12 protein-coding genes, 1 tRNA gene and 1 pseudogene are annotated in these 13,236 nt (G+C 58.4%); 8 read left to right on the top strand and 6 right to left on the bottom strand.

Annotated elements, in window-relative coordinates; genetic code table 11:
- Nucleotides 1-21: 21 nt before the first annotated feature.
- Nucleotides 22-315 (bottom strand): co-chaperone GroES, encoded by a 294-nt coding sequence (locus FT726_RS00465; RefSeq protein WP_021507766.1) that lies wholly within the window; start codon nucleotides 313-315, stop codon nucleotides 22-24.
- Nucleotides 316-509: 194 nt separating this feature from the next.
- On the bottom strand, nucleotides 510-962 hold the full coding sequence (locus FT726_RS00460) for an FxsA family protein (protein ID WP_021507767.1): 453 nt from the start codon (nucleotides 960-962) through the stop codon (nucleotides 510-512).
- A 375-nt stretch (nucleotides 963-1,337) separates the two neighbouring features.
- Between FT726_RS00460 and aspA the strand changes: the two genes are divergently transcribed.
- From aspA to FT726_RS00430, 6 genes and pseudogenes are all read left to right on the top strand, one after another.
- Entirely contained in the window at nucleotides 1,338-2,774 is a 1,437-nt protein-coding gene (aspA, locus tag FT726_RS00455; protein WP_288424940.1) for an aspartate ammonia-lyase, read from the top strand.
- A 114-nt stretch (nucleotides 2,775-2,888) separates the two neighbouring features.
- A complete protein-coding gene (locus FT726_RS00450) occupies nucleotides 2,889-4,190 on the top strand; it encodes an anaerobic C4-dicarboxylate transporter (protein WP_058780369.1) in 1,302 nt (433 codons plus the stop codon).
- 86 nt (nucleotides 4,191-4,276) lie between these two features.
- On the top strand, nucleotides 4,277-5,974 hold the full coding sequence (locus tag FT726_RS00445; RefSeq protein ID WP_346302302.1) for a protein-disulfide reductase DsbD: 1,698 nt from the start codon (nucleotides 4,277-4,279) through the stop codon (nucleotides 5,972-5,974).
- A gap of 66 nt (nucleotides 5,975-6,040) precedes the next feature.
- Entirely contained in the window at nucleotides 6,041-6,619 is a 579-nt protein-coding gene (locus FT726_RS00440) for a transcriptional regulator (protein WP_058774899.1), read from the top strand.
- A gap of 108 nt (nucleotides 6,620-6,727) precedes the next feature.
- A tRNA-Phe gene (locus FT726_RS00435) sits at nucleotides 6,728-6,803 on the top strand.
- A 347-nt stretch (nucleotides 6,804-7,150) separates the two neighbouring features.
- Nucleotides 7,151-7,405, top strand: a pseudogene (locus FT726_RS00430) (LysR family transcriptional regulator); the annotation flags it as partial.
- Between the two features lie 94 nt (nucleotides 7,406-7,499).
- Here FT726_RS00430 and FT726_RS00425 read toward each other — a convergent pair.
- Nucleotides 7,500-8,669, bottom strand: a complete 1,170-nt coding sequence (locus FT726_RS00425) for a Gfo/Idh/MocA family protein (protein WP_058774901.1) — start codon at nucleotides 8,667-8,669, stop codon at nucleotides 7,500-7,502.
- 10 nt (nucleotides 8,670-8,679) lie between these two features.
- Entirely contained in the window at nucleotides 8,680-9,603 is a 924-nt protein-coding gene (locus FT726_RS00420; protein ID WP_059011837.1) for a TIM barrel protein, read from the bottom strand.
- On the opposite strand from FT726_RS00420, the gene FT726_RS00415 reads away from it, so the two are divergent.
- Complete coding sequence (locus FT726_RS00415; RefSeq protein WP_159377357.1) at nucleotides 9,602-9,772, top strand: hypothetical protein; 171 nt, start codon at nucleotides 9,602-9,604, stop codon at nucleotides 9,770-9,772. The genes FT726_RS00420 and FT726_RS00415 overlap by 2 nt on opposite strands.
- 29 nt (nucleotides 9,773-9,801) lie before the next feature.
- On the opposite strand, the gene FT726_RS00410 is transcribed toward FT726_RS00415, so the two are convergent.
- Nucleotides 9,802-10,821: a LacI family DNA-binding transcriptional regulator gene (locus tag FT726_RS00410; RefSeq protein WP_346302301.1), complete on the bottom strand. Its 1,020-nt coding sequence runs from the start codon at nucleotides 10,819-10,821 to the stop codon at nucleotides 9,802-9,804.
- Between the two features lie 320 nt (nucleotides 10,822-11,141).
- On the opposite strand from FT726_RS00410, the gene FT726_RS00405 reads away from it, so the two are divergent.
- Nucleotides 11,142-12,026 carry a sugar phosphate isomerase/epimerase family protein gene (locus FT726_RS00405; RefSeq protein ID WP_021507777.1) on the top strand — a complete coding sequence of 295 codons (885 nt, stop codon included), beginning with the start codon at nucleotides 11,142-11,144 and terminating at the stop codon, nucleotides 12,024-12,026.
- A gap of 153 nt (nucleotides 12,027-12,179) precedes the next feature.
- Here the strand turns inward: FT726_RS00405 and FT726_RS00400 are convergent, their stop codons facing one another.
- Nucleotides 12,180-13,190, bottom strand: coding sequence for a Gfo/Idh/MocA family oxidoreductase (locus tag FT726_RS00400; RefSeq protein ID WP_288424952.1), 1,011 nt, complete (start codon nucleotides 13,188-13,190; stop codon nucleotides 12,180-12,182).
- Between the last annotated feature and the right edge of the window lie 46 nt (nucleotides 13,191-13,236).

Below are 13,236 nucleotides of genomic sequence, written 5' to 3'. Positions count from 1 at the left end.
GTTCAGTGAATTACGCGTAAATTACGCTTCAACAATCGCCAGAATGTCGCTTTCAGAGATGATCAGAACTTCTTCGTTGTCGATTTTCTCAGTCTTGGCACCGTAGCCTTCGCTGAAAATCACCAGATCACCCACTTTCACGTCCAGCGGCTTCACGTCGCCGTTTTCCAGGATGCGGCCATTGCCAACAGCCAGTACTTCACCGCGGGTTGATTTGCCTGCTGCAGAGCCGGTCAGAACGATACCGCCAGCAGATTTGGCTTCAACTTCTTTACGCTTGACGATAACGCGATCGTGCAACGGACGAATTTTCATTTGATAGCTCTCCTTTGAGAAGTCCAATCATTCATTTTTGGGTTGAACGCCGGGCTTGAGGGTTCCGGCCTCGTGGAGAGAGAGATAGGGGCAGAAAAGGGGCTTTCAAGGGCAAAAAAATAAAAAATTTTCGTTTGCGTAACAGATGACGAAAAAGACAGCAAAAAGGGCGGCTTACGCCGCCCCGCTTACATTCAGCGATCTTTATCGTGACCGATACGATCCTGATCTTTGCGCTCAAATTCGCCGTCCATGGTGACGCCGCTATCCGGGCCCTGCCCCGGGCCGCGCCATACGCGCAGGTGCGGCATCAGCTTCAGCGTCAGGTGTTTCTGCACCGGCGGCAGCAACAGCAGCAGGCCGAGGAAATCGGTGAAGAAGCCCGGCAGCAGCAGCAGAAAACCGGCGATGATCAGCGACACGCTTTTGATCATCTCCGCCGCCGGGCTCTCGTTACGCGCCAGCTTCTCCTGCATCAGCATAAAGTTCTTCATGCCCTGATTTTTCACCAGCGACACACCAATGCACGAGGTAAAAATCACCAGCAGCATGGTCAGCAGCACGCCGAGCGCGTGCGCCACCTGGATGAAAATCGAGATCTCAATCCAGGCCAGAACAAAAAAAATCACTAACGGTAACCAGCGCACCGATATCTCCTGTGAGTCGCGCCGCCACGCAGCGTGCGGGGCAGCAAAATTGAAGGGTCAGCATGACCATAACGTATGAGATGGGCACGCGGCCGGGGAAATTCAACCGCCGCTGTTAAATTTATGCCACTGACTTAAAATTGCGAAGTACATCACATATCGTTATTACCGCTGGGCCAGCAAATGTCCGTAAAGTGATCTGTGCACAAGCATTTCTGCAGTGACAGAATATGATCGTGCTCGCCAGCCCGAAGATGGATAAAATGTCGGCACTGGTATTCCACGACAATATAATTGCTTCACCTGCACGTTATTCGCCGCCCATCCATTCCGGATGCCCGGCAGTAACACAGCAGTAATAATAAGAAGGTAATCATGGCGAACAACATTCGTATCGAAGAAGACCTGTTAGGCATGCGTGAAGTTCCGGCAGATGCCTATTACGGTGTTCATACTCTGCGTGCGATTGAGAACTTCTATATCAGTAACAGTAAAATCAGCGACATCCCTGAGTTTGTTCGCGGCATGGTGATGGTGAAAAAAGCCGCCGCGCTCGCCAACAAAGAGCTGCAAACCATCCCCCGCCACATCGCCAACACCATCATTCAGGCCTGTGATGAAGTGCTGAACAACGGTAAGTGCATGGACCAGTTCCCGGTTGATGTCTATCAGGGCGGCGCGGGCACCTCGGTCAACATGAACACCAACGAGGTGCTGGCTAACATCGGGCTGGAGCTGATGGGTCACCAGAAAGGTGAATATCAGTACCTCAACCCGAACGATCACGTGAATAAGTGTCAGTCCACTAACGACGCTTATCCTACCGGTTTCCGCATTGCGGTTTACGCCTCGATCCTCAAACTGCTCGACGCGATTGGCCAGCTGAGCGAAGGTTTTCAGCGCAAAGCGGTGGAGTTCGAAAACATCCTGAAGATGGGCCGCACCCAGCTGCAGGACGCAGTGCCGATGTCGCTCGGTCAGGAGTTCCACGCGTTCAACGTACTGCTGAACGAAGAGACGCGCAGCATTCTGCGCACCGCCGAACTGCTGCTGGAGGTTAACCTCGGCGCCACGGCGATCGGCACCCGCCTCAACACGCCGGACGGCTACCAGCAGCTGGCGGTACAGCGCCTGGCGGAAGTCAGCAACCTGCCGGTGGTGCCCGCCGAAGATCTGATTGAAGCCACCTCAGACTGCGGCGCTTACGTCATGGTGCACTCAGCGCTGAAGCGCCTGGCGGTGAAACTGTCGAAAATCTGTAACGACCTGCGCCTGCTGTCATCCGGTCCGCGCGCCGGCCTGAACGAAATCAACCTGCCGGAACTGCAGGCCGGTTCTTCGATCATGCCTGCGAAAGTTAACCCGGTGGTACCGGAAGTGGTCAATCAGGTGTGCTTCAAAGTGATTGGTAACGACACCACGGTGACCATGGCTTCTGAAGCCGGTCAGCTGCAGCTCAACGTGATGGAACCGGTGATTGGCCAGGCGCTGTTTGAGTCGATCAGCATCCTGACCAACGCCTGCTACAACCTGCTGGAAAAATGCGTGAACGGCATCACCGCCAACAAAGCGGTCTGTGAAGACTACGTGTTCAACTCCATCGGTATCGTCACTTACCTCAACCCGTACATCGGCCATCACAACGGCGATATCGTCGGGAAAATTTGTGCTGAAACCGGTAAGAGCGTACGCGAAGTGGTGCTGGAACGCGGTCTGCTGACCGAAGCCGAGCTGGACGATATTTTCTCCATCCAGAACCTGATGCACCCGGAATACAAAGCCAAACGCTACACCGACGAAAACGAACAGTAATCCGTTCCGGATCAAGTCGTCTGAAGCACGCCTGTATACAATACGGCGTGCTTTTTTATTTTGACGTCTATAACTAAAGTGGCTGCGTGTGGCGGCACTTCAGGGAGTGAAACTATGGTAGTGGTGGAATTGCTCATCGTCCTGCTGGCGATCTGGCTGGGTGCGCGCCTCGGCGGCATCGGCATTGGCTTTGCCGGCGGTTTAGGCGTGCTGGTGCTGACGCTGGTTTGCGGCATGAAACCCGGCGCGATTCCGTTTGATGTCATCGAGATCATTATGGCGGTGATTGCGGCCATCGCCGCGATGCAGGTGGCTGGCGGCATGGATTATCTGGTCGGGCTGGCGGAACGTCTGCTGCGCCGCCATCCGCGCTATGTCACTTTCCTTGCGCCGCTGGTGACCTATGCGATGACGTTGCTGGCGGGCACCGGTCATACCGCCTTTTCAACTCTGCCGGTGATTGCGGAAGTGGCCAAAGAGCAAGGCGTACGCCCTTCGCGCCCGCTGTCGATAGCCGTAGTGGCGTCGCAAATCGCCATCACCGCCTCGCCGCTTTCAGCCGCGGTGGTATTTTTTGCCTCGATTCTTGAACCGCGCGGCGTCAGTTATCTGGCGCTGCTCGGCGTCGCGCTGCCTGCCACCATGCTGGCCATTTTCTGTGCCGCCGTGATCACCAACTTCCTCGGCAAAGAGCTCAAAGAAGATGACGTCTACCAGGCGCGCCTGGCGAAAGGTGAAGTAACGCTGCGCGGTGAGCAGGTTTATCACATTAAGCCGGGAGCCAGACGCGCGGTGCTGCTGTTCCTGATCGGTATTGGGGCGGTGGTACTGTACGCGACGGCAATCAGCGACAGCGTGGGCCTGATCAGCAATCCGGTGCTGCCGCGTAACGAAGCCATTGTGGTGTTTATGCTGACGGTTGCTACGCTGATTTGCCTGACCTGCAAAGTGGAAACCGGTGAAATCCTCAGTGCCAGCACGTTTAAATCCGGCATGAGCGCCTGTATCTGCGTAATGGGCGTCGCCTGGCTGGGCGATACCTTTGTCAAAGCGCACCTGAGCGACATCCAGACGCTGGCCGGCGACATGCTGCAGAGCTATCCGTGGATGCTGGCGCTGGTGCTGTTCTTTGCTGCCACGTTGCTCTACTCGCAGGCGGCCACCACCAAAGCGCTGATGCCGGCGGCACTGATGCTCGGCGTATCGCCGCTGGCGGCGGTCGCCTCCTTCGCCGCGGTGTCCGCGCTGTTCGTGCTGCCCACCTACCCGACGCTGCTGGCCGCGGTGGAGATGGACGACACCGGCTCGACCCGCATTGGAAAGTACGTGTTCAACCACTCGTTTATCATTCCCGGCGTACTGGCAATTACCTTCTCGGTGGCGTTTGGCTTCCTGTTCGGCAGCCTGATTCTGTAGCGTCGTGGTTACATCCTGAAAACCTCGTGGCGCAGCGGCCGTGTTATCATCGCGGCTTCTTCGCCACCGGAGCTGATTAATTCGTCATGGCTGCTCGATTTTCCCGCCTGCTAAGCCTGTGCCTGGCGCTGCTGTTTTGCCTGTCGGCGCAGGCCAGCCTGTTCTCGCCCACCACCAACAACCGCTTTGTGCCGGTCGATCAGGCCTTTGGCTTCGATTTCAGCCAGCAGGGCCATCAGCTGACGTTGAGCTGGAAAGTGAAGGACGGCTATTACCTCTATCGCCAGCAATTCCACATCAGCGCGCAATTCGCGCAGCTGGCGCCGGTCACGCTGCCGCCGGGCCAGCCGCACGAAGATGAGTTTTACGGCAAGAGCGAAATCTATCCGCAGGACGTACAGCTGCCGATCACCCTGCGCCAGGCCGATGCCGGTGCAACGCTCAGCGTGACCTATCAGGGCTGCGCCGCGGCCGGTTTCTGCTATCCGCCGGAGACCCGCTCGGTGCCGCTGACGGCGATGGCTGCCGGTGATGCCGCGCCGGTAATCGCGGCATCACCGGCCGCTCACCGCACGCCGCTGCCGTTTTCGCCGCTGTGGGCGCTGCTGATTGGCATCGGCGTGGCCTTTACGCCATGCGTGCTGCCGATGTATCCGCTGATCTCCGGCATCATTCTTGGTGGCCAGCGCCGCTACTCGCTGGGCCGGCTGTTCGCCCTCGCGCTGGTCTACGTGCAGGGGATGGCGCTGACTTACACCCTGCTCGGTATGGTGGTGGCAGCGGCGGGGCTGCGTTTCCAGGCTGCGCTACAGCATCCTTACGTGTTGATCGGCCTCTCCGTGCTGTTTGTGCTGCTGGCGCTGTCGATGTTTGGCCTGTTCACGCTGCAGCTGCCTGCCAGCCTCCAGACGCGTCTGACGCTGTGGAGCAACCGTCAGCAAGGCGGATCGCTGGCGGGCGTGTTTATGATGGGCGCATTGGCAGGCCTGATCTGCTCACCCTGCACCACCGCGCCGCTCAGCGCTATCCTGCTGTATATCGCGCAGAGCGGTAATCTGTGGGCCGGTGCCGGCACGCTGTGGCTGTACGCCTTCGGCATGGGACTGCCGCTGATTGCTGTAACGATGTTCGGCAACCGGCTGCTGCCGAAAAGCGGGCCGTGGATGCAGAGCGTGAAAGAGGGTTTTGGCTTTGTGATTCTGGCGCTGCCGGTGTTTCTGCTGGAGCGCGTGCTGGGCGATATCTGGGGACTGCGGCTGTGGAGTCTGCTCGGCGTGGCATTTTTTGCCTGGGCGTTCAGCCTGAGTCTCAGCGCGCGCGGCACAGCGCGCGTGCTGCCGATCATCATGCTGGCGGCCGCGCTGGTGGTGGCGCGCCCGCTGCAGGACTGGGCATTTGGCAGCAGCAGTACGCAAAGCGTCGCGCACCTGCCGTTTCAGCGCATCAGCAGCAGCCAGCAGCTGGATAGCGCATTACAGCAGGCGCAGGGCCGTATCACCATGGTCGATCTCTATGCCGACTGGTGCGTGGCCTGCAAAGAGTTTGAAAAATACACCTTCAGCGATGACGGCGTGCGCGGTGCCCTGAGCAACGTGCAGCTGCTGCAGGCTAACGTGACAGCCAACAACGCGCAGGATAACGCGCTGCTGCAGCATCTGCAGGTGCTTGGCCTGCCGACCATCCTGTTCTTTGATGCGCAGGGCAAAGAGATTGCCGATTCACGCGTCACCGGCTTCCTTAACGCCGCGGATTTCCGCGCCCATTTGCACAATCTGCCGCGTTAAACGAAACTGGTTGCACGACACTGCCCGGGCGCACGCGTTCGGGCCCGCATTCCGGAGGAGAGTCTTTTGCAACGCGAACAGATCCTTGAGCATGCGCTGAATGTGCTCGAACAGAGCGGCCTGGCCGCGACCACCTCGCTGCAGCAGCTGGCTGGCGAAAGCGGCCTCACCAGCGATCAGCTGGAGCGCTACTGGCCCGATCGCGATGCCCTGCTATATGACGCGCTGCGCTTTCACGGCCAGCAGATCGACAGCTGGCGCCGCCAGGTGCAACTGGATGAGCGCCTCAGTGCAGCACAAAAGCTGCTGGCGCGTTACGACGTGCTGGCAGAGCACGTCAGTAAAGGCCGCTTTCCCGGCTGTCTGTTTATTGCCGCCTGCAGTTTCTATCCCCAGCCGGATCAACCGGTGCACCAGCTTGCCGAACAGCAGAAGCGCAGTTCCTGGCAGTTCACCCATGAAATCCTCGTCGACCTGGCGCTGGACAACCCCAGCATGGTGGCCGATCAGATGGAGCTGATCCTCGAAGGCTGTCTGAGTAAGCTGCTGGTGAAACGCAACGTGCAGGATGTCGCTACCGCGCGGCGTCTGGCTGAAGATGTGCTGAGCATCGCGCTATGCCGGCAAAACGGCGCGCTGGCGTAGGCTTTTTGTTCAGCCTGCCTGAAAAGCAGGCAATCAGTCACGATTGCTACGCTTTTTTTACGAAACCCGTTGACGGCTGTGAGCCATTAGGGTTTAATGCGCCCCGTTGCCCGGATAGCTCAGTCGGTAGAGCAGGGGATTGAAAATCCCCGTGTCCGTGGTTCGATTCCGCGTCCGGGCACCACTATTCAGAAAACCCAGCCTTATGGCTGGGTTTTTGCTTTTCTGCGTCAGCATATTGATTCGCTACATTGCCGGTCTTAGCGCTAAAAATTCGCAGCTGTATCGCTGCTATTTCTCTCTTTCCAGTCCCCCATTTGCGCGACGCGTCGCACACTTTTGCGATTGCGCCCAAACCTTTCCAGCGAATTGCGCCACCGGTCACGCCGCGTTGCGCGTGTCGATGTTAAAAAACTGTTAATCGTAGTACCTGCCTGCCGTCGTGGCGTTTGTCCTTAACTCAGCGTCTGCTGCATCTCACCGTGCCGGACGCTTTAGATACACCGAATCGTGTCGCCAGAGGGAGTAATCGTGAACCTTCGTCGCCTTAAATATTTCATCAAAATCGTCGACGCGGGCAGCCTGACGCAGGCCGCTGAAAGTTTGCATATTGCGCAACCGGCGCTAAGCCAGCAGCTTGCCACGCTGGAAGGAGAAGTGAATCAGCAGTTACTGATCCGCACCAAACGCGGCGTAACACCTACCGAAGCAGGAAAAATGCTCTACCATCATGCCTTCACTATTTTGCATCAGTGCGAACAGGCACAGCGCGCCATCGATCAGATCGCCGCAGCGACTGCAGAAGGCATGCGCAGCGGCTCCCAGTAAAGCACGGATGCCGCCCCGCTGCCTCGCACTCCGGTTAAATTTCGTCAGCCAGTCAGCACTCAACCCACACCGCACCGGCATCCGCCGATTTGACACACTGTTCCACCCAGCGTACCCCCATCAGCCCGGCGTGCACGTCCGGATACCAGAAGTCCTGCAGGAAGGCGTGATCGCCGCGATCGGTGGCGTCCATCGCCAGCGCAAAACGGCGATAGAGATTCGACCAGGCTTCAAATAATCCTTCGGGATGGCCGCCACCAATACGGTCATCTGCCAGCGCGCTGGCGTGCAAATAACCCATGCCGCGCTCAAGAATCTGCACCGGCTCGCCCTGCACTTCATAGCGCAGCTGGTTTGGCTGTTCGTCCCACCACTCCAGACTGGCTCGGGCCCCCACCACGCGAATTTTCTGGCCGTGCATCGATCCGCAGTTCACCGCTGACGCCCACAGCGTACCGACCGCACCGTTGTCGTATTCCATCATCACAAAGGCGTTATCTTCCAGCGGCGCACGCGAGGCCACAAAGCTCTGGCGGCTGCACAGCAGGCGTTTTATTTGCAACTGCGGCAACAGGGTTTCAGCGATAAACAGCGGATGGGTGGCCAGATCGCCCAGCACATAGCTCGGGCCAACAAAACGCGGATCGACGCGCCATTTGGTGCTGGCATTCTGTAATTCGACCGCTTCGTGATGAAAGCCGTGAGCAAACTGCATGTTCACAATGCGGATTTCACCCAGCAGCCCGTCAGCAATCATGGTGCGCGCCTGCTGAATCAGCTGATGCCCGGCATAACCGTAGGTCACGCCGATGATCTTCTGCTGCGCTTTACACAGTTGCTGCAGTTCCTCAGCTTCAGCGGAGGTGAAACACAGCGGTTTTTCACATACCACGTGCAGCCCGGCGCTGAGCGCAGCGCGGCAGATAGCAAAGTGCGTATTGTTCGGCGTGGCGATGGAGACGGCTTCAATACCATCAGCACGCGCGGCTTCCGCTTTAAACAGGGTTTCGTAGTCGCTATAGCAGCGCTCCGCCGCCACGCCCAGCGCGCGACCAAACGCTTGTCCGCGCTCCGCATCAATATCAAACGCACCCGCCACTAAGGTGAAGTTGCCGTCGCGTAAAGCAGCGGAACGGTGGATGTAACCGATCTGGCTGGTGCCGCCGCCGCCCACCATGCCCCAGCGCAGCGCGCGATCCAGTACTTTGCTCCCGTTAATCATGTTGTTCTCCTCAGAATCCGATGGAATGCAGGTAATGCAGGCTGGCCGTGACGTCCTGCAGACTGGTGGCGGCGTTGCGCGGATCGCGCTCCTGCTCAATGGTGATCCAGCCCTGATAGTGACGTTCAGCGAGAAACGCCCGCAGCGCCGGGTAATCAATCGCGCCCTGGCCAAGCGGGCACATCACACCCTCGGCACAGGCAGTGAAAAAGTCGACGCCGCGCGCAATCACATCGCGCCAGACGGCCGCATTGATGTCTTTGAAATGCAGATAGTCGATGCGCGACCAGTAGCGTTGCAGCCAGGTCTGCGGATCCATGCCGGAATAAAAAAGATGGCCGGTATCGAGACACAGTCCGGCGACCTCGTGCGGGATGTCCTGTACCAGCTGTTCCAGTTCATCAGCAAACTCAATACAGCCACCGGCATGAGGATGAACCACCGGTCGCACGCCGTAGTCGTGCCAGGCGATGTGACTGAGCTGAGTGATGTGCTGCATCATGCGCTGCCAGTCTGCGGGTGCCAGGCGCGGCGCTTTCTCTGTCTGGCCGGCAAATTGCGCCCGCTGCGGGTTGCCGAAATCGATAATCACCAGATAGGGCGCGGGTCGGTTATCACCGTGCGTGCGTGCCGCGCACGGCACCTGCGACAGGTTGCGGCAGATGTTGTGCGTCAGCTCAACCATCGCCGGGAAATTCGCCTCGCTGACCAAATCATCAAAAATGGTGCCGGCCACCAGTGACAGCTGATGCGCTTCCAGCTGCTGGCGCAGTTCGGCGGCATCGGTCGGCAGATAGCGCCACGGCCCGAGTTCAATGCTGCGGTAACCGGCCTGGGCCGCCTCGCGCAGCACCGTTTGCCATGGCGGCAGGAAAGGATTGTCAGGATCGTCTACGCCCCAGCTGCAGGGCGCATTGGCAATGTGTAGGGTCATGATGGTTCCTTATGATGAGGGCTGGCGTCAGTATCAAATAGATATTTCACCAACCTCAATCATGGAACTTTCATTCTTTGATAGCGATCATAAATTTAATTATCAAATTTTTGATATTTTTTTATCAAATGCTGTCGTCATGCGCGCGGGGGCGGCTGTCGCCCGGTGAGCGATAACAAAGGGTGACTGCGCAACGCCTCAGACATTTTCCCGCATGACGATCTCAAACGGCAGGGTGACCTGAGAAAAATGATCGCTGCGCTCAGCGTGACGTTGCTGCACGGTTTGCGCCAGCTGTCGTGCCATGTCATCGATCTGGTGGCGCAGCATCACCGTGATGGTGCCATCTATCAGCGCCAGGTCGCCATCATTGACCGGGCCGTGACAAATCAGCGCCACCTTACGCTGCGGCTGCTCACGCAGCGCCTGAACGACCCCTTCTATACCGCCGCACGGCGCGTAAATCAGCGCCAGATCGGCATGTTGCTCCAGCAGCTGGCGAGTCGCCTGATAACCACCGGCAATCGATTCGTGGGTTTTGAGCGGTTCCAGCACGCGGCGCGCACTGTCCTGCTCGCGCAGATACGAACGAAAACCACTCTCGCAGCTCTCCTGACAGATAAAGCGGTGATCCCCCAGCAGCACGCCCGCCGGACCCGGCTGATGCAGCAGATGGCTGGCGATCCAGCCCGCGCTGCGCCCGGCTTTCTGATTATCCAGGCCGAAATAGCCAGCATGCCCACAGGGCGAGAAGTCAGAAAACAGCGCGTAGACGCGCACGCCCTGACGCGAAACGTGCGCTATCGCGTGGCGGATCAGTGGATGATCCAGCGCCACCACGCCGATAGCCTCCACCTGCTCAGCCAGCCGGTAGAGCGAATCCACCACCGCTGCCACCTCATCAATCTCGTGCCAGACAAACAGCGGCTCGCTGCCGGCCGGATGAAATGGCTGCGTCTGCTGGCGCAGCGCATCGGTTAGCGTTTGATAAAAAGAGTACGAAGCCGACAGCAGGATAAACCCCATGCGCAGCGTCACGCCGTCGCTCTGCGTGCTGAGCGGGGCGTGGCTGCTGCGGTAGCCCAGCCGGTGCGCCGCTGCCAGTACTTTCTGTTCGGTCTGCGCCCGCACCGGCGCGCGGCGATTGAGCACCCGGTCCACGGTGGCGATCCCCACCCCGGCAGCGGCGGCAATCGCGCTCATGGTAATTTTGCTCATCGTTAAGCCCTTTAATGATAATAAACTATCAAAAATAATGCCTGATGTTATGCTTTCACGCCATATAAGCCGGTCGTTATCCCTCAATTAATGAGTAAATCCTCTCATTCTTTTGATCGCTGTCGCACAAACACCATCATTCGTTTCATTTCTCACGCAAATAGAATAATTATTTGGCAAAAGATTGCCGCAGCGGGCCGCCGGCACTGATGGAAATGCATCAGCAAAGCATTAGAGCTGGTGCCGGGCTGTTTTTATAGTTGACGCGACACCAGCCGCCGATTGCGGTGGTGGGTAACGTAACGCGCAGGAGAACAACAATGAAAATCGCTTTTGATGTGGATGTTATCCGCGATCTCGGCATCACGCGTATGGTGCATCAGGTCGCGGAGTGGGGTTATAAATACATTGAACAGTCGCCGCATCCGCAGATCAATCCGTTCTATAAACACCCAAAAGCCAGCCGGGAGATCATGCGCGAGTACAAAAATGCGCTCAACGCTACCGGACTGGAAATCTCCTCGTTTATCACCGTCTATCGCTGGTCGGGACCGGATGAGCTGCGGCGCCAGGCGGCGGTGAAAAACTGGAAGCGCATGATTGAGATTGCCGTGGAGATGGGCGTGCAGGTGATCAATACCGAACTTTCCGGTAACCCGAACGAGCCGGAAATCTGCGAAGAGATGTTCTATCGCTCAATGGACGAGCTGCTGCCGATTTTCGAGCGTGAGGGGATTCGCGTGGAAATTCAGGCGCATCCGTGGGATTTCTGCGAAGAGAGCAATGAAACGGCCGATATCGTCAAGTCGTTCCGCAGCGACAACGTCAAATACATCTATAGCGCACCGCATACGTTCTACTATGACAAGGGCAAAGGCGACGTGAAGAGTATGCTGCATTACGCTGGCGACGATCTGTCGCACATGCTGATTGCCGATACCATGAACCACACCAAACACTGTCGCTACATCGTTAACCCGCCGGGTGTCGATGCCACTATCCATCAGCACGTGGCCGTTGGCGAAGGTGAGGTGAATTTCGACGCGCTGTTCGAGGCGCTGCGCGAGATGGATTTCGCTAACCGCCACTATAAAGTGGGCGGCGAGTCGATTATCTCCGCCGCGCTGTTTGGCTATCCGGAGAAGATGAAGTATCAGGCGGTGGAAACCCGCGAGCTGATTGAGCGCGAGCTGCTGAATCTGTAAATCGCCCGCACAATCAACCCCCTCTCCCGCCAATGACAGATGGACGCACCATCAGCCCCTCTCCCACTAAAGAGAGATGGATGCACAATCAGCCCCCTCTCCCGCCTGCGGGAGAGGGTTGGGGTGAGGGCAAACGCCATCGCCCACTCCCCATCAAACCGTCACCAACTCCACCTCCACAAACTCGCCGCGCGTCAGCGACAGCTGCGCCGCTTCCGCGATGGCCTGCGCGCGCAGCCCGTCAATCAACCCCGGCAGACCAACCACGTTCTCGCCGCCAAGATGGCGCACAAACGCATCGAGATGGCTGTAATAGGTCTCCTGTACCCGGCTGAACCAGTCCGCATACAGTCCCGGCTGGCGGATGTGCTGCCCCTGATACAGCGTTGCACCGCGCACCGCCTGGCTTTCCGACGCCAGCATGCCCATATTGCCCATCACGCTGATGCGCTCGTCATAACCGTAAGCGGTACGACGGGCATTATCGAGCTGCGCCAGCGCGCCCTGCTGCAGGCGCATAATCAGCACTGAGGTATCGACGTCAATGTCGCGGATCGCCGGCATCGCCAGCGCAGCACCGAGCGCGCCCACGGTGACCACTTCATCCTCAGTTAGCCAGCGTAGCAGATCGAAAAAGTGGATGGCCTGGTCGCGCATCTGTCCGCCGGACGCCTGCAGATAGCTCAGCGGCGGCAGTTCAGAGGCGCGGCACACCATCTGGATAAGCTCGCTGCGTCCAATCACGCCCTGCTGCAGCTGGGCTTTCAGTTGTGCATGGCTGCGATCAAAACGCCGATTGAACCCTACCGTCACCGGCACCTGCAGCGGGGAAATGCTGGCTACCACTTCCCGGGCGCGCGACAGCGACAAATCGATCGGTTTTTCACAGTACACCGCTTTGCCCGCCAGCACCGCCTGCTCCAGTAGCGGAGCGTGGGTCGGCGTCGCACTGGCAATCAGCACCGCATCAATGGCCTCACTGCTCAGCGCCTGCGGCACGCTGGCGGCCCGCGCCCCAAACTGCTCTGCCAGCGCAGCGGCGCGCACGGCGTCAATATCGCACACCAGCCCCAGCTCAACGCCGGGATGGCGCGCCAGGTTTGCGGCATGCACCTGGCCAATAAATCCGCAGCCAATCAAGGCAAAACGTTGCGCACTGCGCATGATAACGCTCCTGTTGCTCACACTTCGGCATCGTCGGTCTTGTCAA

This window comes from Pantoea sp. Morm, from assembly GCF_016643525.1.
Classification (GTDB): Bacteria; Pseudomonadota; Gammaproteobacteria; order Enterobacterales; family Enterobacteriaceae; genus Pantoea; species Pantoea dispersa.
This window is presented reverse-complemented; position numbering and strand designations above follow the sequence as displayed.